Here is a 21493-nt window from a genome sequence, read left to right on the forward strand (position 1 = left end):
CAAGCGTCAGAAACTTTCTTGTTTCTTTAGATTTACCAAGAAGAAGGTAAGCTCGCCTGAAAGTCGGTATGATCGCCTGAGTGTCGGCTCGATCGACTGATTGTCGGTAGGATCGCCCACTTGTCGGTAGGATCGCCCACTTGTCGGTAGGATCGCCCACTTGTCGGTACGATCGCCCACTTGTCGGTACGATCGCCTGTGTGATGTGGCGATCACCTGTTTGATGTGGCGATCGACCGTCCTCACTCTTTTAAGATACAAGGGGCGGGCTTCGCTAACGCGCGCTTCGCCATTTGAGATTTGAGATTTGAGATTTGAGATTTGCCATGACTGATGACTATCGGCGTAATGTAAAAATCAACTAGAACAGCAGGAGTCCCGCACTCTACCTGAAAGGTGAGTGTCGGGAGGAATGCGCGGCAAATTGAGGGGTTCGATACCCCGAAAGCTGCCAATACGCTACAATAACAACAGCAAAACTTCACTTATTGAAAATGTCCCAAGTTCTTACAGTCTCTTGCAAATTGGAAGTATCGCAGCAGCAGGTTGAAAAGCTGAATGCGGTACTGACTGCCTTTGCAAAATGCTGTGAGTACGTGAACACCCATACACCCGACAAGCTGACGAATCAGATTGCTGTTCAGTCCTGGATTTACAAGGAAGCGCGATCACATTCTGGGCTGTCTGCTCAAATGACGATTCACGCAATTCGTAGAGTTTGCGCTAATCGCAAAACGGCAAAGCAAAAGGGTAAGCCCGTTAAGAAGTTTGCCCCCACTTCTGCCACTTACGACGCGAGAACTTTCACCTTCGGCGAATCGGATTGGTTGGTCAGCTTGACCATGCTGAAGGGCAGAGAAAAGTTTAAGCTGCACATTGGTAATTACCAAAAACACTTGCTGCAAGGACAAGACCCCAAAACGGCAACTTTGGTAAAGCGCAACGATGGTAGCTTTTATCTGAACATTCAGCTTGAGTCTGAGCCACCAGAGAAACAAAAGACTGATGATGTCTTGGGTGTTGATTTGGGACGCACAGACATTGCTTGTACATCTGCTGGAGAGAAATTCAGTGGCAAACAGGTAACACAAGCCAGAGACAGATATAGCCGTGTACGGGCTTCGTTACAGCGTCAAGCGTCCAAAGGCACAAGGTCTACTCGTAGAAGGGCGAGACAGATTTTGCAACGGTTGAGTGGACGAGAACGGAGATTCCAGACATGGCTGAACCATACCATCAGCTATCGACTGATCCAGCAAGCCAAGACATCAAATCAGGCTATTACCCTGGAAGACTTGACCGGAATCAGAGAGCGTACCAATGAACTGCCACGGTCTAAAACAGAACGGAGACGCAGCAATAGTTGGGCGTTCTACCAGTTGCGCCAATTCCTGACCTATAAAGGCGTGAAATTTGGCGTTGATGTAAGACTGGTTGATCCGCGCTATACCTCCAAAACTTGTCACTGTTGCAAGGTGATTGGCAATCGCCAAGGTAAGCGGTTTGAGTGCCTGAATGAGCGATGCGGATGGATTGGCGATGCCGATGTGAATGGAGCAAGAAATATTGCTACTTTGGGGCAGATCGTAAACCTGCCGGGAGGTTCCGAGATAATGTCCTGCTCTTTGCAGGAAGTTGTCTTGAGGGCTACTGAAAGCCCGCACTCTATGCAAAGCATGAGTGTCGGGTAGTTTACAGCATAACCCTTTTATTTGCCACTCCCCTCATGCCTTTGCCGCGCCTGTTAACCTTAATTGCTGCTTTCTGCCTCGCCCTGGGGCTGATTATTGGGCTGGTGAGTTCCTTAACAGGGCTTTACAGTCAAGTTGCGTGGTCTGCTTCTCCGCTGCTGGCTAATTTGCTGATTTTCCTGATAATTGTACTTTTGGGAACCCTAATTTTTGCGCTGTTTTACTATTTTAGGCTGCTGCAACGCCCTCAGAAAGTTAAGGGAAAACGACCGATTACTCCGAAGATTCCTGTTGTGAAAAGTGAAGCAGCTTCGGAAAATCTTAAAGCAATTCGGCAACAAGTCGATCGCATTCAAGATGAAGTAGCGCGGCAAGCTTTGCTGTTGAGAGCCCGCGAAATTGAAGCTAGCATGGCTAGGGGCAGCGTTCGAGTAGTTGTTTTCGGCACCGGTTCTGCGGGCAAAACTTCCGCTGTGAATGCGTTGGTGGGGCGGATGGCGGGACAGGTGGGCGCGCCGATGGGAACTACCGAAGTTGGGGAAACTTACACTCTTTCATTGAAAGGAATCGATCGAGAATTAGCAATTACCGATACCCCAGGCATCTTGGAAGCGGGAGTAGCGGGCACTTACAGAGAGGAATTGGCGAGGCAGTTGGCGGCGAGGGCAGATTTGATCTTATTTGTTTTGGACGGTGATTTGCGAAAATCCGAGTACGAACCGCTGCGGACTTTGGCGGAAATTGGCAAAAGGTCGATCGTGGTTTTTAATAAAGTTGACCTTTATCCCGACACCGACAGAGATGAAATTCTCACTAGGCTGCGGCAGCGAGTCAAAGGTTTTGTATCAGCAATGGATGTAGTAGCCATTAGCGCCAATCCGCAAAAAGTTGTACTAGAAGACGGCACAATTTTTCAGCCAGACCCGGATATTATGCCATTAATTCGGCGCGTCGCTGCGATTTTGCGAGCCGAAGGCGAAGACTTAATTGCGGACAATATTTTGCTGCAATCTCAGCACTTGGGAGACCAAGCGCGCAAGTTAATTGACGCTCAAAGAAGGCGGCAAGCTGATAAGGCAGTAGAGCGATTTCAGTGGATCGGAGCCGGAGTAATTGCCGTAACGCCTTTGCCTGTTGTGGATTTGTTAGCGACAGCAGCAGTTAACGCTCAAATGGTAGTAGAAATTGCTAAGATTTACGGCTGCGAATTAAATATCGATCGCGCCAAAGAATTGGCATTGTCTCTAGCAAAAACCCTAGCAAGTTTGGGAATAGTTGAAGGCGTAATTCAAGTAGTGTCAAGGGCGTTGCAGTTAAGCGTAGCCGGGTTTGTACTTGGCAAAGCAATTCAAGCAGTCAGTGCCGCTTATTTAACCCGAATTGCCGGTAAAAGTTTTATTGAATATTTCCGCCATGACCAAGATTGGGGCGATGGTGGCATCGCCGAAGTCGTGCAAAGGCAGTTTCAGTTAAATCGGAAAGACGAGTTTGTCAAAGCATTTGTCAAAGATGCGATCGCCCGCGTTGTCGAACCTCTGAACATTTATCAGCAGGAATCGGAACCAGAATTAGAAATGTCAGCGGAATTGGAAGCAGAAATAGAACCCGAACCCTTGTATCAGCCGCCGCAACAAGACGATTGGGAAACTTACAGCAACAAACGCAACGATGAGTGGTAATTAGTCATTAGTCATTAGTCATTAGTCGTTAGTCATTGTATCATGTCCGCTGCCACAAATGTAAATCCAGTCGGGGCGGGTTTCACCAACAATCTTTCATTCATAGGAGTTACGCTCATCAACCGGCTTGCTCTGAAAAATTTATGTCTATTTAATAGTCTTGGATGCACTTGCGACCTCAGAAACCCGGTTTCTTCGGAGATTTTTCGTTCCGAATCGAAAAAAATCGGAGAAACCGGGTTTCTCACCCCCAATGGGTAAGTTCTGTTTAATTGGATATGAGCTAATGACTAATGACTAATGACTAATGACTAATGATTAATAACTAATTTCGCCCTACCAACAAATAAACCATCATTTCTCCTTTACCTTTAATCTCAACAGCACCGCGCCTTTTAAACGAAAATTTATCTTTTAAACGATCGTAAACCGCATCTGTCACCTGAATTTCCCCCGGAATACCGCTTGATTCCATCCGCTGAGCAACATTTACTGTATCCCCCCACAAATCGTAACTAAATTTAGTTAAACCAATGACTCCCGCCACCACCCCACCAATATTTATCCCTATGCGGAGACTAAAGTTGTGATTGTTTTGGACATTGAAGCTAGCGACAGCAGATTGCATATCTAGTGCCATTTGGGCAATGGCACAAGCGTGATTTTCCTGCGGTTCGGGCAAACCGCCAACTACCATGTAAGCGTCACCCATAGTTTTGATTTTCTCCAAACCGTGCCGTAACGATAACTCGTCAAATTGACTAAAAATTTGATTGAGAACTTTCACAGTTTCGGCCGCACTTCTTTGAGATGCAAAATTCGTAAATCCCACCAAATCGGCGAATAAAACGCTGACATCCGAAAAGCTGTCAGCAATTATGCTTTGCCCTTCCTGCAGGCGATCTGCAATCGCTTTAGGCAAAATATTTAATAGCAATTCTTCAATTTTTTCTTTCTGAGACTTGGTTGTTTCCAACAGCAACCGCGTTTCCCTTTCTGCCTGTTCCCGATAGGCTATTTCCTGCTGCAACATCAGATTTTTATCCCTCAGTTGCAACTCTAGTTCCCGCAGTCGCAATTGATTTTCTACCCTAGCTACCACCTCTACGGTTTGAAAAGGTTTAGTAATGTAGTCCGCCCCGCCAGCATTAAAGGCTTTCACCTTCTCAGAAGCTTCTACCACAGCACTCAGAAAAATAATGGGAATGCCACAAGTGCGATCGCTCGCTTTCAAGCGACTGCAAACTTCATAGCCATCCATATCGGGCATCATAATATCCAGCAAAATCAAGTCAGGCTGAGCCAAATTCACAGAATCGAGTGCCAGTTGACCGCTAGATGCAGCTTCTACTTTATAGCCTTTCCTGGATAAGATCAGCTCCAGTAACAATAAATTGTTAAGACTGTCGTCCACAATTAAAATACTTCCCCTTAATTTTTCTGAAGATGGTTGATTCATCGGCTTTCTACGGGCTTAGTTAAACTTAAGATTTGTTTAAATTTATAAATTACGCACGGGTGCGTCCAAACCTATTTTTTTCACGGAAAGACGCATTGCTGAAGGCAAGCAAGAGGAAAAAAAACAGGTTTGTGATTGCATGATTGCCTCCTCAAGTCAAATTTATTATACTAATTTGTCAAAACAGCGAAAGCTGGGGCTAAAATTTTATATTGCGGATAAATTCGATCGCCCTCCGCATCGATTGATTGACTGGCGAATTGATTCACTGCTTGCGGCCGGTTTTGAAACCAAAAATATCCCACGAGCCCACCGCTGCAATTTGCACTACAAAAGACAAAAGAGACTACCCGGACACTTTGCAGGGGTAATTTTCCCGAAATTCTGACGCGGAGCTGGATTCAAAAGTACGATCGACATTGTGGGCGGTAAGAAATGGGCGTGATTTTTTAATCAGATGCTCCCTGAGTCTGCGGTGCCGCATTATATTAAGAAATATAACAATATTTTTACAGATGGGGGAGACTCCGGGGGGAGCAAGTCAATCGATTTTAGATTTGAGATTTTAGATTTTAGAATTGAAGCATTGACTTGCGCGAGATAAATACGTTCGGCAAGTTTCATCGGATACAGGTTTTTTATTTCTGGACGGATGAATCACGTGGCGGGTATCCTGGATGCTTGATTGTCAAACCGAGCGATCGGATCGAACACAACTTTGATAAGATGTAAGATTGACAACAAAATTTGCTATTGTGCGTCCGGGTAAAAACAATGAGCGATCGACCAATTATTCTCGGTATTGTCGGAGACAGCGCAGCGGGCAAAACCACCCTGACGCGGGGAATTGCCCAAGTATTGGGGCCAGAAAATGTCACTGTGATTTGCACTGACGACTATCATCGCTACGACAGAAAGCAGCGGGCAGAAATCGGAATCACAGCATTGCATCCCGACTGCAATTACCTCGACATCATGCAGCAACATCTCAGTCTGCTGCGTACCGGACAAGCAATTCTCAAACCCATCTACAACCACACGACAGGTACATTCGACCCACCGGAATACATCAAGCCGAGCAAATTTGTCATAGTTGAAGGTTTGCTGGGTTACGCAACCCGAACAATCCGCGATTCTTACGACGTAAAAGTGTATCTTGCTCCTCCCGAAGAGTTGCGAACTCAGTGGAAAGTTAAGCGCGATATCATGAAGCGCGGCTATACTGAAGAACAGGTGCTTGCAGAAATAAAAAAACGCGAACCCGACTCTGAAGACTTCATTCGTCCTCAGCGCAAATCAGCCGACGTTGTAGTTAGTTTTTACCCGCCAGAAGCGGACAATGAATCGAATTTGAGCGTCCGTTTAGTGCTCAGACCGACAATTCCTCACCCTGATTTTACTGAAATTTTAGGTCGAGGCAGCGAGAGTTTTAAACCTGCAATTCGCTTGGGACTCGATCGGGATATGGGCAAACCTGTTGACGTTTTGGAAGTAGACTCCCACGCTACCAGCGAGCAAGTAAACGAACTGGAAATGATGTTGTGTAGCGAGTTGCCACACCTGCGGGGATTTTGCTCCGCCCAAGGCAACCCGGAAATTGGCAAACTGATCGGCACAACTGGTGAAGTTTTGCAAAGTTATCCGCTAGCTTTGACGCAGTTGCTAGTTGCATATCACATGATGAAAGCAATTCATGTGTATTAGTTAGTTGGCAGTTAGCAGTTGTTGGTTGGCAGTTGTTGGTTGTTATTGGTTATTGGTTATTGCAATGACCAATAACCAATAACCAATAACTAATGTACTCGCAAAGTCAGATTAGCAGTGCCTAATTGCTGAAGTGGCATCGAGACTGGCAACTGACTTTGAGGTGCGGGCAGCATTTCGCCTCGGAAGTCGAGGATGGTGACAAGCAGCAGATAGGCAACTGCTAAAATTATAGAAATCACGCCGGTGATAATAGCAACAATTTTTGAACGATCCATATTCAGCAAATTTTAACTACAGCTAATATTAGTTTAACATTAAAAATAGCAATTATTACTTAACTTATGCAATAGAATATAATCAGGTGCTAGTTATTTATCTGACAAAAATGGAACCTCTTATAGATGCGCCAAATCCCACCGAGATGCCCGGAGCTACCCCAGTGGTAGAAACATTTAATCTGGGGAAGTTCTACCGTACCGGCTTCTGGATGAATGAAAAAATTGAATCGCTGAAAAATTGCACTCTGACTGTCTCTGAGGGGGAAACTTTCGGGTTGTTAGGGCAAAATGGAGCGGGGAAAACTACGCTGCTGAAAACTTTGCTGGGTATAGTGCGTCCCACTTCTGGCCGCGCGCTGCTGTTGGGAAGGCCTTTGGGCGATCGCACGGTGAAGCAGCGAGTCGGCTACTTGCCAGAAAATCCCTATTTTTACGATTATCTCACGGGCTGGGAATTCTTGCAATTTGCCGCGGGGTTATTTCAAATTCCCCCCTCAATTCAGCGGCAGCGAATTCCGAATTTGCTAGACTTAGTTGGGCTATCTCAATCGGCGGCAATTAAAAAACAGTTGCGCCAGTATTCTAAGGGAATGCTGCAACGGATCGGCATGGCTCAAGCTTTGATTAACAATCCAGATGTGGTATTTTTGGATGAGCCGATGTCGGGTTTAGATCCGATGGGACGCTATCAGATGCGGGAGATAATTTTATCGCTAAAAAATCAAGGAAAAACAATTTTTTTTAATTCGCATATATTGTCTGATGTGGAGAAGATTTGTGATCGAGTGGCAATTTTGGCGAAGGGTGAGTTAATCTGCATTGGTGCGATCGACGAACTCCTCGGTAATACTGAAACTTACCGGGTTGAAGGTAGGGGCGGCCACTTGAATATCCTGAAAAAGTGGATACCGGATATGGAAGTTGATGATGATTTGTGGTACGGTCATTTGCAGGGCGAGCCGAAGGAGTTTATTTCTAGTCTGAGTGGTACGGGAGGGCAGCTAATTGCCATGAATTTGGCTAAGCCTACTTTGGAAGAGTTTTTTATGCAGCAACTGCAAGAAAGAGGGATTTATTCTAGTGGTTGAAGTCCATATATCTGATTTTTTGTGGGGTGGGCATTTTGCCCGCCCTGACTTATAGAAACGGGCAAGATGCCCGTTCCACAGCACATCAAGTTTCTTGTGGGGAGTAGGGGTTGGGCATCTTGCCCGCCCTGACTAATCATAAGAAAACGGGCAAGATGCCCGTTCCACAGCACATCAAGTTTCTTGTGGGGAGTAGGGGTTGGGCATCTTGCCCGCCCTGACTAATCATAAGAAAACGGGCAAGATGCCCGTTCCACAAAAGTTTAATTTTATTGTGGATTGGGCATCTTGCCCGCATCTGAAAGACTAATGTTTTTTACTTCCGTTAACAATGGCAACGGTAGATTTTCACATACTAACTCTGCACAATTCCACTGACGCAAATACTCATATACTTCAGAAATAATCGCATTTGCTGCATCTAAATCTCCTGCTTGAGAAGCATGATAGTGCGATCCGATTAGGGGCTTAATATCCTCGATATCTTGCCATTCCGATTTTGGTTTGAGGGGAATGCTAATATAATAACTATAGGCTTGGCTGTGGGCGGTACGGAGATTTTCAGGATTTTGATTTAGCAGGTACTCGCCCTTTTCTCGGACTAGGGGATGCAAGTGATAGGATTTGAGGTGGCGATCGTAATATAGCAATTGCCTGCGCTTCAGTGCCTGAATAATATTTTCTTTAAGTTCATACTTGCTAACTTCTGGCATTTGAGCGCTAATCCCGGCCAAAGATAGCGGATATTCTGAGGTTTGATAGACAGAAATTCGGCTGAGACAAGTTTGCTCGCTGTCGCCCAGACGCGCTATCATTTCATCGATCGCTCTTTCGATATCTCGAATCAGCAACCAGTCTCTCTGGTGCAGAAAAATCCCGACATTTCCCTGAAACTCGGTATCATCTCGAATCAAGGCTGCGACGAGTTGTAAGGCTTTGGGATGTCCTGAATAGCGATCGCCCATTTCGGCTAATTCCTCTGCATTTGCAGTCAGATTAAAAGATTGCAATAGGGCAACTGCGGCATCTCGATCCAATCCGTTTAGCTGGATTTCGCGGGTGACTGTTGACGGCAATTCGGCTAAGCTTTCGCGACTGGTGAAAATAATTTTGCTTTGATGTTCTGTTTCTAATAGTTGTTTGAATAACCAAGCATATTCTGCACAATCGTCGGCGAAATAACCAGCGGCTTTGGCTTCTCCTGCTTTCAAAAGTGTGTCGGCGCGATCGAAAACGAGCAAGCAAGGTTTTTCTCTGAGGATTTTGAGCAGATTTTCAGTTTTTTTGAAATAGTCATTTTGAGCATTGACGGCTGCGGTAATGTCGCCGTTGGAGAGGGTGAATAGCAGGGAGTCAATTGTGCGATCGAAGGGGGGTGCTTTGCCTGTTGCAGATTGCAAGGATTGCCAAGCGGCGCAGGTGAAGGGGGTATTTTCTGTGTGGATTTGGCGAATTAGTTGGCTGACGAGGGTGGTTTTGCCGATGCCTGGTAATCCGACAATTGAGATGGCGGTGATATCTGAGTTAACGATGGTAGTTTTTAAGATTTCGATTTCTTTGGTGCGCTGTACCCAATTTCTGACGGGGGGTAAGTTTTCTGGGAGGGGGAAAGTGCGATCGTTTTGGGATTCGAGAGGGATATCTGCGATCGCGGCTGATAGTAATTCTGGTTCCTGAATTTCTCGCGCAACAATGTCTTGCCAGTTTTTCACACCTACAGCTTTGCAAATGTGTATAAAAGTCTCTCGTCTAATTGGTTGCTGCGTCCAAAATCGCTTTAAAGTTGCTTTTGAAGTGAGAGCAGCCTGACACCAGAGCTCATCTGCTTTATTCCATCCGAGATTGCGTCTTACCATGTCAATGATTTTTAGCCCTTCTTCGGATGCTCTGAGCAAACCTGCCATTGCTACTCCTCTACGGAAACTCTGCCTTAGTAAATCATGTTACATGATTTGGTGAGCCAAATGAGCCAAATGAGCCAAATGAGCCTTTTATGTTGAGCCAAATTGTGAGCCATTAAGCCTATACAGATTCAGGATTGTGGAGTATTGTGAAATGATGTGTTTGGTTTTCAGCTACGTTTGACGGTTCATCTGGCGGGCGATCGGGGATACAGCTTATCTGCTGTTGGGAGCAATGTAAAGTTTTGTTACAAAAATAGGGCGATCTGCATAAAAAGCAGATGAAGGCCCTGATAGATATTTAGGAAAGCTTGCTAGGCGGGCTTTGCTGGTTTTTACGCAACTATATTTTTGAGGAGATGGAATTATGTTTGATGTGAATTTCAATATATGGGGTAATAAGGATGAGGATAAAATAGTCGCATCTATTCTTACCATCCAGGGAACAGATGGTTCTATATTTTTAAACCCTCCTGTATCAGTACCCAGCAATCAACCCATTAGAAACATAGACACCAATCAAAAAACTTATATAATCAGTCATGGTTTTACCAATACTGGGGGGAACCAGGGTAATAATTATGCGGCTTCATTATCAGAGATAGCTAAAGCTCTGCGAAGTCAACCAGAAAATGCCAATGCAAACATTATTTTAGTAGATTGGGAAGAAGGGGCTAAAGGTTTTCAACTTCAAGGCTTTCCTGTTTACAGTCCTGCCGCACAGAATACGAGAGAGGCAGGTAATCTAATAGCACAGTTTCTAGTTAAGCAGAGTATAGATCCTAACAAAACAGAACTAATTGGTCACAGTTTAGGTGGTCAGGTATCAGGCTTTGCAGGTGCTAAGTATAAAGAATTAACAGGCAAATAAATCGACCGAATTACAGCTCTAGATCCAGCTGCATTTGGTATTATTGTTCCTTTGGATTCTTTTGACAGGGAACTAACATGGAAAACGAGATTTACCGAACCTTTACTCAACATTGTCCCTTTGCCTGCTGTGGAATCAGCACCACCCAGCGATCGCTTAGATCCTGATGATGCTAAAAGAGTTGTTGTCCTTCATACATCCAATGTTTTAGGAACTGATGAGTTAATAGGGGACTTGGATTTTTTTGTGAATCCTAATACTTTTCTTCAACCAGGTAAAGTTATCACCATTAGTGATAATCACGGCTACGCGACGGAACTATACACACAATTAATTAAAGGAAATGTATTTCCTCAGTCAGATGGCTCAAACTTCAACTCTTTAAGATTAACCTCTTCAGAAACTGGGAGAATTGATGTAGACACCACTAAGGTTCTATTTGAAGGATCAACTTCCGGCACTTTTGACAACGAGAAAAATAAGAAGATTTTAGGAGAGCCTCGTCAGGGAGACACCGAGAGCTATGTGCAGTTTGATGGTAGAGGAAGTGACGGTAATGAATTTAGTAACGACCAGGAATTTAGTCAAGCCAAGGGAATTAGTACAGCCAGTGACATTCCTTTCAACCTTGGCAATCTGACTTATCGCAATGGAATTACGCTTCAAGGTTCTGAACCTCAAGGTGATTTCCCTCTCGATGTCACGCTGTCTCTCACTAATCCTGTACCTAGTGCTCAGACTTTTAATTTCTCATTTAACTTGACTACTACAGTAAACACAACTGGCGATCCTGTTAAAGATGGAGATATACTCCGTTTTTCCGATACTGGCATTTCTCAAGAGATCATTAAGTTTCCCGGCTCATTCGGAGATTCAGGATATAGACTTGAGTTAGTAGGCTTTTCGACGGATGGTGGCAAAACAACACTAGGGCGTTTTGACACCCCAGAACAACGTTTGTCTGATGCTCTATTGATTGCTAAAATTAAACCCGTATCTATTCTGGAAGAAGCAGCGGAAGGAACAATTGAGGCAATAAAAGAGCTACCAGGGAATATAAAAAATAAGATAGGACAGACTGTTAATGATTTTAATGGCAGAGTAGCGACTTTTAGTAAAGGCTTGTTGGATGGTTTATCTGCTAATGTATCTAGCGTTCTTTTTCCGCCACCACGAGTTGCTCAAAACTTAAAAGCCTCAGCCGAGCAAAATTCAACCTTTCAGATTACCGAAGCAGTCATGGCTGAATATCCAGGAGGACTGCTAGGAACGGAGAGTGACGATCGCATAATCGGCTCTTCTTTAACAGATGTGGTATTAGCCGGGCAGGGTGCTGACACTCTAGAAGGTGGTACGAGTGGCGATTACCTCTTGGGAGGAAAAGGTGGCGATCGCATTTTAGGAGAGGATGGTAACGACATTCTCGCTGGCAATAAAGGTAATGATTTCGTCTCAGGAGGTGTTGGTGATGATTTATTGCGGGGAGGAAAAGGTAACGATCAAATTTTCGGCGATGATGGAGAGGATATCTTAATCGGCGAAAGGGGAACAGACCGACTTACTGGTGGTATTGGAAGCGATATCTTTATCCTGAGAACAGACACAGGTACAGAAGAAACCAATGCTGCCACTGCTGATTGGTTAATTGACTTCAACGCTAGCGAGGGCGATCGTATTGGCATCAATGGAGGCGTACCCATAGATATTCTCACCTTCACGCCTACTGATGTCAATCAAGATGGGACTCCAGACACCATTATTCAATACACTGAAACAAATGCAATTTTTGGTGTGTATACAAATATCTTTGGTGTAGTCATCAACACGTCGCCAGATATTGTGAAAAATTCCTTGTTTACTATACCGCTGAACGACCCAATCACCCAGATAGGATGATGCTCTGGGAAAGTCGCCCAAGAGTTTTGTCATAGCAATATTAATGAGTGCGATCGCCCTTACGACAAAAAGTGCGATCGCCCTTAAAATCAGAATAGACAAACAACATCTAATTTGTTATAATCGAGTAAAACTATACCTATAGAGTTTTACTCAATTATATAATAGCTGAAAGATATGTTTTGGATTCTGAAAAACTTAATCAGCACAGATCCCCAAGGACACCTAAGTTTAAATCTCGAACCCAAGTCAACAGAATATCGCGTTCTCGTCAACGAAGCCGGACAAATTTTATTAGACCCAATAGCCAACATACCCGATCGCGAACAGTGGTTGTGGCAAAACCCCCAAGTATTAGCCGCCGTTAAGTGCGGCTTCGCCCAAGCAGCTAAAGGTGAAGTACATGATTTGGGTGACTTTTCTGAATATGCCGATTTGGAGATTGAATAGGAATAAATTTTCGGATATAATTTTCTTCATCAGCTAGAGATAGCTTAGTTAAGCTTCAGGAACTCGATGCCAAAAAATACAATAAAGTGCTGAAAACACTTGGATTAATGGCAACTAATTTACGCCATCCCAGCTTGAAAACTCATAAATACGATACATTATCTGGGCCTAATGAAGAGGAAGTATTTGAGGCATAAGTCGAAAACAAAACCCCAGCAGCGTTTCGAGTTTTATGGTATTATGGCCCGGAGAAAGGACTTATTACAGTTATTGCAATTACGCCTCATCCTTAAGTGGCCATATATCCGCGTTCATCACCTTGCATTTGCGGTTGGTCAAAAGTGCGATCGCCCTTTACGACAAAAAGTGCGATCGCCCTTAATCCCTCGCCGTTCATCCGCCTTCATCTGCGGTTGCTAAAAAGTACGATCGCCCTTCGCCCTCACAAATACTCTACCATTCCGACCATATCTTCCGGTGTGTAAATTTCATATAGCAAAATCAACATTTCTATTACTTGTCCGATCGAACGACTCCCCTGTTTAAAATAAGCCACACCAGGATGATCCTTGCTCATACCAGCCATAACTAGAAAGTCTCGATCCTGAGTGACAAGCACTCGCTGCTGTTGTTGAATAAACAACCACTGCTGCTCATCTATCTTAGTCCTTAATCCTGCTTCAACCGTTGTCGTCACATCAATGCCATAGAGACGTAACGCCCTAGCAATGTCACGATCGATATGCTCATCTAAATGAAACCTAATTCGCAGACTCACCTTTTAATTCCTTTATTTTTGCTTGTAACCTACCTGGATTTTGACGCATAAATTCATCCACAAAAGCATCATCTTCTGCCATTTCTCTGTCAATTGCTTGGCGATGATCGTAATAATAAGCCATAGCGTCATAAACGGCTGCTACAAGCAGATCGTACTTAGTGGCAATTTCTAAAAGAGAATAACCCATTTTTAGGTGCATCACCATCACGTCTTGTACGGCGATTCTCGTCCCAGCAATCCGGGGTTTCCCGCCTCGTACTCCCGGTGTCATTTCAATGTGTTCTACGCTTACTGTTGTTACCATGATTTTTTATTAGGTATGATTCAAAAATACTACTATTATAGCCCAAATAGATATTTTTACAAGCTCGATAGTTTGGGATTTTGAATAATAGCGATCGTCCTTAATCCCTCGCCGTTCATCCGCCTTCATCTTCGGTTGCTAAAAAGTACGTGAAGCGAAGCTATCCCGAAGGGAATCGGCCTTACGACAAAAAGTGCGATCGCCCTTCATCCATGATAAAATTAAATCACAGCAGTGAAAGCTAACTCGCATAAATGACCGACGAAACTCGACGAGAAATAGCGAGACGACTAGCTAGAGAACTAGCATCAAGGACAATCATCTCACCCATAACACCCGGACAAGGCTTTCAAACTTTTGGTGAATTTAAAAGAACGATCGGGGTGGCAGGAGCGGGGTTAGCGTGGCATCATATAGTTGGGCAAACAACATCAAATTTACAGAGATTCGGGGCAGAAGCAATACACAATACAGGCAATCTCGTCCGGCTAGAACACGGTACTGGGTCAATTCATCAGGAAATTACCAATTTCTACAACTCCGTCCAACCAGAATTAACAGGTACGAATACTCTAACCGTGAGAGGGTGGCTCAGCACTCAATCTTTTGCAGAACAACAAGACTTTGGCATTAGAGTTATTATAGCTTTCGGAGGAACAGTTTAATGCTGACTCTAGATATCCAATCAATCCTCAATTCTATTCCCAATGAAATTAGCTGGCAAGACATCGTACAGTTTGAAAATCTAGACGCTCGTGTTAGCATTGCTAATGACCTTTGTGCTAACATTATTGGTGTCAATGAAAGTACGATCGAATTGTGTCCTAATGAAAATCCTCCCGCTCGTTTAGAACAACTGGTTTGGTGGTGGGTTGTGCGTCCAGATTTAGGAGCGGCGATTGCCAAAGAAGCTCCTCAAGAACTCAAAAATATTATCAGTCAATACATTCTGCAAAATTGACAAAAACCAGCGCTCATCTGTGGTTAGAAAAAGAGCGATCGCCCTTAAAATCCGAATAGACAAACAACATCTAATTTGTTATAATTAAGTAAAACTCAACCAACCGAGTTTTACCCAACTTTATAATAGCTGAAAGATATGTTTTGGATTTTGAAAAACTTAATCAGCACAGATCCACAAGGACACCTCAGTTTAAAGCTCGAACCCAAGTCAACAGAGTATCGCGTTCTCGTCAACGAAGCCGGACAAATTTTATTAGACCCAATAGCCAACATACCCGATCGCACTTCATCGGGTTCTGAGATATCGCTGTTAAAATAGAAGCATCATTCCCTCATAACTCATCTCACCATAAAAGTGTATGAAAATAGAAGACTATCCACTGGCTAAAGAATTGATATTCGATGCCGAAGGCAACATTAGTCAAGTTATTCTAGATTATACCGACTATCAGTATTTCCTAGAAGCGATCGAAGATAAAGGACTTCTCCAGGCTATGCGCGAAGTAAAAAATGAAAACCCGTTAAATTTAGAGCAAGCACTTGCAGAACTGGAAACAGAATGAAAGTCGAATATCTACCCAGTTTTTTGAAAGATTTAAAAGCTCTTAAAAGTACGCCTGTGTTTGAGCAAATCAAGGATTTTGCTTTTGCGGAAATTCCCAATAGTAATGATTTACAAACAATTGTTAACTTAAAAAAATTGAAAGGTGAGGATAATGCGTATCGGCTTCGGGTTGGAGACTATCGAATAGGTTTTTATTTTGATGGCGAAACTCTTACTTTTGCCAGGGTGCTTCACCGGAAAGATATTTATCGCTACTTTCCACCATAAAGCTGTTTTTACTATGGCAGAATGTTTTGGGCAACTTGTCCTTGTCCTTTGAAATAGTAAATTAATGTATTTGTATCCAAAATGTACATCTAAAAGCTCTCCCGCAAGATGTCTTCCCCCGACTCCGCACGAATCTGTTCCAGAGTAGGAAAGTCTTCGGCCCATGTTCCAGCTAGGGAATAAACCAATTCTGTCGAAGGAGTTAAAAAATCTACTGTGTCGGTGGATTGGTTCTCATTCAGGTACTTGGCACGAATAAACTCAGCGAAAGTGAGAATTTCGCTAGCTTGGTTTTCGGGAAGGGTTTTGACGATCGCGTAAATCTGTTCAATGATAGTCATAATCTGGTGAGAAATCAACAGTCGTTAAATTTTATTTTAGCAATAGCGATCGGCTTTTTCGTGTCAGTTTTCATCTGGGTTTCAAAAAGAGCGATCGCCCATTCCTACTTTTTCCAAAACTCACTGCGCCAAAACTTCCCTAATCCTTTCCCGAAACAAACGCACCGCTGCCCTTTGTCCAATACTTTTACTTTGTTCTATCAAACCAGGAATTTCGGCGATCGGCAAAAACGGAAAAGCCAGACTATTCTCCCTCTCTTCGTAATTACCCTCAACCAATTGATACACTTGAAGACATAGATTGCGATATCTCCAGATTTCAGGAACCCCCAGAGAAGCATAAATTGAGAACTTATTCAAAGAAGAACTCGTGTAGTCTGATTCGACTACCAAATCCGGTGGCGGATCGGCAGGTAAATTAATTTCATCTTTATCTCTAACTAAAGATTCATTTTGAATGTAAAAACAAGTATCCGGTTCAATAGCACGAGTTAAATCTTCCCGTTCCAGAGTCAACGCACCGAGGCTCATAGCTTCAATTTCTAACTCATCTGCTAAAGCTCCAATAAATAGTTCCAGCATGACTTTAGGTCTTTCATGTTTCGGTAATGGCATTCTGATTTCTAAAACTCCTTCAGCATAAGCAATTCTCCACGCTCTACCGTCGCCGACATCAGACATTATCGCTTTAAATGTTGACCATTTAATGCCTGTCAAAGTAATTAGTTTTTCCTCGCTACTTTGTATAGGAGGAGTCAATGTGGTTGTTACCATAGCAGGTATAATTAGTTAAGCTTTGATTGATTTTAACACACCCTTCTCCCATCTGCATCCACTGTGGCACGGGCAGGACGCCTGCTATGGAAGTGACTCATTTCCACTGTGGCACGGGCGAGACGCCCGTGCTATGGAAGCAGTTAAAAAAAGTGCGATCGCCCTTAACAAAAAAAGTGCGATCGCCCCTTTCAATTCCTAACCAGAAATCACCTCATTCAAAAGATGAGCCTGAGAACCCTCAAGCCGAGGCCCATGAATCTGCACCACCCTAGAAGCCAAGAAATTGCCCCAGCGAGCCGCTTGTGTAGAACTTAAACCGTTAGTAATTCCAAACAAAACACCCCCCGCAAAAGCATCCCCAGCACCCACAGTATCGATCGCCTTTACCGGAAATCCAGCCACATCAACAATCTGTTTGTTCTCCACCACCATGCAGCCTTTATCCCCATTAGTGATAAAAGCCAAATCCGAAATATCGCTCATTTTCCGAGCGCACTCTTCCAGAGATTCCTCCTTAAAAAAGCTCCGAACTTCATCAGCATTGCAAAAAATTACATCGCAATATTCCGAAACCACCTTGTGAAAATCATCAGCAAATCGATCGACCAAAAAGCCATCCGAAAAAGTAAAAGCCACCTTTACGCCCAGACGCTTAGACTGTTCCATCGTCTCAATGCTAGCCTTTCTCGGGTCTGGAGCATCCCACAGATAGCCCTCAACATAACTGTACTTGCAGTGAGCCAGTCGATCGACATCAATATCAGTCGCCGCCAGAGTAGTAGAAACCCCCAGATTAGTACACATCGTGCGTTCCGCATCCGGCGTAGTCAGCACTACACAAGTACCCGTAGGCCCGTTCGACTCAGCAGCAGGATGCACGTTAAAATCAATCCCCGCCGCCAGCAAATCTTGGCGGTAAAATTCGCCGTTAGTATCCTTAGCAACCTTCCCCGAATAATACGCTTTACCGCCGCTCTGAGCCAAACCAATCATCGTATTGGCCGCCGAACCCCCCGATCGCATTTGCAGCGAATTGTGCTCTAAATCGTGCAAAATACCCCCCTGGGTTTCCGAATTCATCAGCGTCATCCCGCCGCGATTCAGCCCGTGGCCGAGTACAAATTCATCTTCCACCAATGCTAGGATGTCTACAAGGGCATTGCCTACGCCAAACACGTCCACTGAACCAGATTCTTGATTATTTTCTGTCATCGCTGCTTTTTTTGACACTAACTATCAACTCTATAATAAATCGGATTAAAGTCAACATCCGCACTCCCAATCTAAACTCCCCAACTTAAAATCTAAAATTCCCAATCCCAAATCCCCAATCTAAAATCTAAAATCTAAAATCTAAAATCGCTATGACTTGTCTCCCACGTCTGATTCAGCAAATGTTGCAGCCCGGTTTTTACCCGCACGGGGTGACAGAACCAGTGCAGCTAATTCAGACTCACGCTTCCTTTGTCCTGCTGACAGGAGATTATACTTACAAAATCAAGAAACCAGTCAATTTTGGCTTTTTGGACTATTCAACTTTAGAGAAACGGCAGCATTTCTGCAACGAAGAATTGCTGCTGAACCGACGCACTGCACCGGAAATTTATCTAGAAGTTTTGCCAATTCTTAAAAGGGGCGATTCTTTTCACTTTGGCAGGAGCTTACCTGCTATAACTCCGGCTGAAGTTGCTGTAGAATATGTGCTGAAAATGCGAGAATTTACTCAAGATTCGCTGTTGCTCAGTTTGTTGGAACGCGGACTGTTGACCGAGCAAATTATGGCAGACTTAGGGCGGGAGGTTGCCAATTTTCACAGCAGGGCAATTAGTAATAGCTACATTCGCAGATTTGGCGAAGTCAGTCAGATTCGCACAGCAATAAACAACAATTACCGGATTTCGGAAAAATATATCGGCGGGCCGCAAACTCAGACACAGTATCAGGAAAATAAAGATTATACTGATGCATTTTTTGCGAATAATAAAGAGTTATTCAACCTACGGATAGCCAATAATAAAATTCGCGAGTGTCACGGAGATTTGCACTTGCGGAATATAGCATTGTGGCCAGATAAAATATTGCTGTTCGACTGCATTGAATTTAACGAGCCTTTCCGCTTTGTTGATGTCATGTACGATATCGCTTTTACAGTAATGGATTTGGAATCGCGGGGGCGCAGAGACTTAGGCAATGCTTTTCTCAATACTTATATCGAAGAAACAGGGGATTGGGAAGGACTGCAACTGTTGCCTTTGTATTTGAGTCGTCAAGCTTATGTTAGAGCGAAAGTAACTTCGTTAATGTTGGACGATCCCGCTATTTCAACAGCTCAAAAAGCAGATATTTCACAGACAGCAGCTCATTACTATAAACTGGCTTGGGAATACACAAAACCGCGCCGGGGAAAGTTAACTTTGATGTCTGGTTTGTCGGGTTCTGGCAAGAGTACAGCAGCTCGATATTTGGCTCGCCACACAGGGGCAATTCACATTCGATCCGATGCTGTTCGGAAACATTTAGGCGGCATTCCTTTAAATGAACGCGGGGGGCAAGATTTGTACTCGGATGAAATGACGGCACAGACTTATGGTAGATTGTTAGAGTTGGGGATAATTCTGGCTGACCGAGGTTGGGATGTGATTTTAGATGCAAAGTTCGATCGCCAAAACTGGAGAACCGATGCGATTAATCAGGCTCAATCCCACGGCTTACCCCTGCAAATCATTTACTGCACCGCACCACTTGAAGTATTGCGAGAACGACTGCAACAGCGCCGCGGCGATATTGCCGACGCGACAGCAGAACTATTGAGCTCGCAGCAAGCAGCTTTTGAACCTTTTACAGAATTAGAGCAAATTTCTGTAAAGATTGTAGATACCCTGCAAGACTTAGAGGTACAATTAAACGAGATTTGTGGGGAGTAGTTGCAGTTCGATCGCCCTTGGCAATTTGATTGTCTGCTAATATTGTAAATATCTTTCTGTTTTATTACAAAAAAAAGTTGCAGCTTATGCCAAAATTTACCGGAGACTCCAAGGGCTTTAGCCCCGCGCTGATATGGTTTGTGTTGTTTACCGTTGGGTTTCGCTTAGTAGGATCTACGCTGCCCCTGAGTCTTGGCCTTGGTGTCATTGGTGGCGTGGCAGCAGGTTTAATTGTCGCTTGGTGGCACAACGAATTACTACTCAACCCGAATGTAAATTCCAAGGACAAAACCTCGGATGCTATCCTCAATAAAGAAGTAGTGCAAACGGACGCCCATAAATATAGCAAAACCTCTAGGGGTGATGCTGCTACATTTTTTGGCTGGTTATCTGGACCAGAGGATCGTCGCTAGCTTTAGTTATTAGTCATTAGTGATTAGTCATTAGTTAACAGTTAACAGTCACTAATGCCCTGGGCCCAATACCCAATACTTCGGCTACGCGAGCTTACAAGTTCCCAATGCCAAATTCCCAAGTGAATGTTTGTATTTCTATCGAAACTCCTGCCGCTGTTTATTTATCCTTTGGGGTTGAGTTGCCTGTTAATGATGGCGGCTTTAATCACACTTTGGAAGCGTCCCAAATGGGCGGCGGCCCCAATTGCTGCGGCTCTAATTATTTTACTCCTCGGAAGTAGCGGTTGGGTTTCAAAATCGTTAGTTCGATCGCTCGAATGGCAAAACTTACCAACCGCCGAACTCCCCCAAGCTGAAGCGATTATCGTCTTGGGTGGCGGTGTCAAAGCAGCTTTACCTCCCCGTCCTTGGGTAGAATTAGCGGAAGCGGGCGATCGAATAATCTACGGTTCCCGACTTTACCGGCAAGGCAAAGCTTCCTGGTTAATTCTCAGCGGCGGTAGAGTAGATTGGAAAGGCGGGGGCTCTCCCGAATCGGCAGACATGGCAGAAATTGCCCAAACAATTGGTGTACCGGCATCAGCAATTCTGCAAGACCCCGATTCACACAACACTTATCAAAATGCCGTCAACGTGCGGAAAATTTTAGATGCTAAAGCTATAAAAGGGCCGGTTTTGCTAGTGACATCGGCTATGCACATGACCCGATCGCTCTTAATTTTCCAGCGTCAGGGAATAAAAGCAATTGCCGCACCCACAGACTTTCAAATAACGCAGCAGGATATCGCAGCCTCCGAAAGCAATTGGCAAGCAGTCGCCTTGGATTTATTGCCGGACACCTATCAGTTAAACCAGTCAACTAAAGCTTTGAAAGAATACATCGGCTTAATCGTTTATCGTCTGCGGGGATGGCTTTAACAGAATTTTAGATTTTAAATTTTAGATTTTAGATTGAAGAATTTAAACCAATATTCAATCCGGTTGCATCCCAATTATAGGGGCAGGTTTATATAATTTGTCTATACTTATCAAATATCTGGGCGAACCGGCCCCTACAAAACTTCATCAGATAAGATTCTAAATCAAACGGATACGATCTAAAATCTAAAATCTAAAACCTAAAATCTAAAACCTA

24 protein-coding genes and 1 pseudogene are annotated in these 21493 nt (G+C 44.0%); 16 read left to right on the plus strand and 9 right to left on the minus strand.

The window, feature by feature from the left end:
• Positions 1 to 6: 6 nt before the first annotated feature.
• On the minus strand, positions 7 to 261 hold the full coding sequence (locus QUB24_RS21845) for a hypothetical protein (RefSeq protein WP_333155395.1): 255 nt from the start codon (positions 259 to 261) through the stop codon (positions 7 to 9).
• Between the two features lie 233 nt (positions 262 to 494).
• Between QUB24_RS21845 and QUB24_RS21850 the strand changes: the two genes are divergently transcribed.
• Together QUB24_RS21850 and QUB24_RS21855 are read left to right on the plus strand one after the other, a co-directional pair.
• Positions 495 to 1691, plus strand: a complete 1197-nt coding sequence (locus QUB24_RS21850) for an RNA-guided endonuclease TnpB family protein (protein WP_333155397.1) — start codon at positions 495 to 497, stop codon at positions 1689 to 1691.
• Positions 1692 to 1726: 35 nt separating this feature from the next.
• A complete protein-coding gene (locus tag QUB24_RS21855) occupies positions 1727 to 3370 on the plus strand; it encodes a GTP-binding protein (RefSeq protein WP_333155399.1) in 1644 nt (547 codons plus the stop codon).
• A 325-nt stretch (positions 3371 to 3695) separates the two neighbouring features.
• Here QUB24_RS21855 and QUB24_RS21860 read toward each other — a convergent pair whose 3' ends face one another.
• Entirely contained in the window at positions 3696 to 4829 is a 1134-nt protein-coding gene (locus QUB24_RS21860; protein WP_333155401.1) for an adenylate/guanylate cyclase domain-containing protein, read from the minus strand.
• A gap of 774 nt (positions 4830 to 5603) precedes the next feature.
• Here QUB24_RS21860 and QUB24_RS21865 point away from each other — a divergent pair.
• Positions 5604 to 6533, plus strand: a complete 930-nt coding sequence (locus QUB24_RS21865) for a phosphoribulokinase (protein WP_333083222.1) — start codon at positions 5604 to 5606, stop codon at positions 6531 to 6533.
• An 89-nt stretch (positions 6534 to 6622) separates the two neighbouring features.
• Here the strand turns inward: QUB24_RS21865 and QUB24_RS21870 are convergent, their stop codons facing one another.
• Positions 6623 to 6811: a hypothetical protein gene (locus QUB24_RS21870; protein WP_333155402.1), complete on the minus strand. Its 189-nt coding sequence runs from the start codon at positions 6809 to 6811 to the stop codon at positions 6623 to 6625.
• A gap of 110 nt (positions 6812 to 6921) precedes the next feature.
• Between QUB24_RS21870 and QUB24_RS21875 the strand changes: the two genes are divergently transcribed.
• On the plus strand, positions 6922 to 7902 hold the full coding sequence (locus tag QUB24_RS21875) for an ABC transporter ATP-binding protein (RefSeq protein ID WP_333155404.1): 981 nt from the start codon (positions 6922 to 6924) through the stop codon (positions 7900 to 7902).
• Between the two features lie 269 nt (positions 7903 to 8171).
• Here the strand turns inward: QUB24_RS21875 and QUB24_RS21880 are convergent, their stop codons facing one another.
• Positions 8172 to 9806: an NB-ARC domain-containing protein gene (locus QUB24_RS21880; RefSeq protein ID WP_333155405.1), complete on the minus strand. Its 1635-nt coding sequence runs from the start codon at positions 9804 to 9806 to the stop codon at positions 8172 to 8174.
• 364 nt (positions 9807 to 10170) lie between these two features.
• Here QUB24_RS21880 and QUB24_RS21885 point away from each other — a divergent pair.
• The 3 genes and pseudogenes from QUB24_RS21885 to QUB24_RS21895 all read left to right on the plus strand — a co-directional run.
• Positions 10171 to 11631 (plus strand): annotated as a pseudogene (locus tag QUB24_RS21885) (choice-of-anchor K domain-containing protein); the annotation flags it as partial.
• 282 nt (positions 11632 to 11913) lie between these two features.
• Complete coding sequence (locus QUB24_RS21890; RefSeq protein ID WP_333155492.1) at positions 11914 to 12570, plus strand: calcium-binding protein; 657 nt, start codon at positions 11914 to 11916, stop codon at positions 12568 to 12570.
• 177 nt (positions 12571 to 12747) lie between these two features.
• Positions 12748 to 13020: a hypothetical protein gene (locus QUB24_RS21895; RefSeq protein WP_333155406.1), complete on the plus strand. Its 273-nt coding sequence runs from the start codon at positions 12748 to 12750 to the stop codon at positions 13018 to 13020.
• 442 nt (positions 13021 to 13462) lie between these two features.
• On the opposite strand, the gene QUB24_RS21900 is transcribed toward QUB24_RS21895, so the two are convergent.
• Both QUB24_RS21900 and QUB24_RS21905 read right to left on the minus strand, forming a co-directional pair.
• On the minus strand, positions 13463 to 13798 hold the full coding sequence (locus QUB24_RS21900) for a DUF5615 family PIN-like protein (protein ID WP_333155409.1): 336 nt from the start codon (positions 13796 to 13798) through the stop codon (positions 13463 to 13465).
• Positions 13782 to 14105: a DUF433 domain-containing protein gene (locus QUB24_RS21905; protein WP_333155411.1), complete on the minus strand. Its 324-nt coding sequence runs from the start codon at positions 14103 to 14105 to the stop codon at positions 13782 to 13784. Before QUB24_RS21905 ends, QUB24_RS21900 begins: the two co-directional genes overlap by 17 nt.
• A gap of 254 nt (positions 14106 to 14359) precedes the next feature.
• Here QUB24_RS21905 and QUB24_RS21910 point away from each other — a divergent pair, with 254 nt between their 5' ends.
• The 5 genes from QUB24_RS21910 (at position 14360) to QUB24_RS21930 (ending at position 15900) form a co-directional block, all read left to right on the plus strand.
• Positions 14360 to 14770 (plus strand): hypothetical protein, encoded by a 411-nt coding sequence (locus QUB24_RS21910; protein ID WP_333155413.1) that lies wholly within the window; start codon positions 14360 to 14362, stop codon positions 14768 to 14770.
• Complete coding sequence (locus tag QUB24_RS21915) at positions 14770 to 15066, plus strand: hypothetical protein (protein ID WP_333057507.1); 297 nt, start codon at positions 14770 to 14772, stop codon at positions 15064 to 15066. Before QUB24_RS21910 ends, QUB24_RS21915 begins: the two co-directional genes overlap by 1 nt.
• A gap of 138 nt (positions 15067 to 15204) precedes the next feature.
• Positions 15205 to 15387: a hypothetical protein gene (locus QUB24_RS21920; RefSeq protein WP_333155414.1), complete on the plus strand. Its 183-nt coding sequence runs from the start codon at positions 15205 to 15207 to the stop codon at positions 15385 to 15387.
• A 40-nt stretch (positions 15388 to 15427) separates the two neighbouring features.
• Complete coding sequence (locus QUB24_RS21925) at positions 15428 to 15631, plus strand: hypothetical protein (protein WP_333155416.1); 204 nt, start codon at positions 15428 to 15430, stop codon at positions 15629 to 15631.
• The gene (locus QUB24_RS21930; RefSeq protein ID WP_333155417.1) at positions 15628 to 15900 is read left to right on the plus strand and encodes a type II toxin-antitoxin system RelE/ParE family toxin; all 273 of its coding nucleotides are present in this window, start codon (positions 15628 to 15630) and stop codon (positions 15898 to 15900) included. The genes QUB24_RS21925 and QUB24_RS21930 overlap by 4 nt, the downstream gene beginning before the upstream one ends.
• An 89-nt stretch (positions 15901 to 15989) precedes the next feature.
• Here QUB24_RS21930 and QUB24_RS21935 read toward each other — a convergent pair whose 3' ends face one another.
• Both QUB24_RS21935 and QUB24_RS21940 read right to left on the minus strand, forming a co-directional pair.
• Entirely contained in the window at positions 15990 to 16241 is a 252-nt protein-coding gene (locus QUB24_RS21935; RefSeq protein WP_333155420.1) for a DUF2281 domain-containing protein, read from the minus strand.
• A gap of 120 nt (positions 16242 to 16361) precedes the next feature.
• Positions 16362 to 17015, minus strand: a complete 654-nt coding sequence (locus tag QUB24_RS21940) for a Uma2 family endonuclease (protein WP_333155421.1) — start codon at positions 17013 to 17015, stop codon at positions 16362 to 16364.
• A gap of 22 nt (positions 17016 to 17037) precedes the next feature.
• Between QUB24_RS21940 and QUB24_RS21945 the strand changes: the two genes are divergently transcribed.
• Positions 17038 to 17217 carry a hypothetical protein gene (locus tag QUB24_RS21945; protein ID WP_333155422.1) on the plus strand — a complete coding sequence of 60 codons (180 nt, stop codon included), beginning with the start codon at positions 17038 to 17040 and terminating at the stop codon, positions 17215 to 17217.
• On the opposite strand, the gene QUB24_RS21950 is transcribed toward QUB24_RS21945, so the two are convergent.
• The gene (locus QUB24_RS21950; RefSeq protein ID WP_333155423.1) at positions 17214 to 18230 is read right to left on the minus strand and encodes an adenosine kinase; all 1017 of its coding nucleotides are present in this window, start codon (positions 18228 to 18230) and stop codon (positions 17214 to 17216) included. The two genes, QUB24_RS21945 and QUB24_RS21950, sit on opposite strands and share 4 nt — an antisense overlap.
• A gap of 152 nt (positions 18231 to 18382) precedes the next feature.
• Here QUB24_RS21950 and QUB24_RS21955 point away from each other — a divergent pair, with 152 nt between their 5' ends.
• The 3 genes from QUB24_RS21955 to QUB24_RS21965 all read left to right on the plus strand — a co-directional run bounded on the left by QUB24_RS21955 (position 18383) and on the right by QUB24_RS21965 (position 21276).
• Positions 18383 to 19942, plus strand: coding sequence for an AAA family ATPase (locus tag QUB24_RS21955; RefSeq protein WP_333155426.1), 1560 nt, complete (start codon positions 18383 to 18385; stop codon positions 19940 to 19942).
• 29 nt (positions 19943 to 19971) lie between these two features.
• Entirely contained in the window at positions 19972 to 20355 is a 384-nt protein-coding gene (locus QUB24_RS21960; protein ID WP_333155427.1) for a hypothetical protein, read from the plus strand.
• Between the two features lie 126 nt (positions 20356 to 20481).
• On the plus strand, positions 20482 to 21276 hold the full coding sequence (locus QUB24_RS21965) for a YdcF family protein (protein ID WP_333155429.1): 795 nt from the start codon (positions 20482 to 20484) through the stop codon (positions 21274 to 21276).
• The last annotated feature ends 217 nt before the right edge of the window (positions 21277 to 21493 follow it).

Source organism: Microcoleus sp. B9-D4 (genome assembly GCF_036705105.1).
Taxonomy (GTDB): domain Bacteria; phylum Cyanobacteriota; class Cyanobacteriia; order Cyanobacteriales; family Microcoleaceae; genus Microcoleus.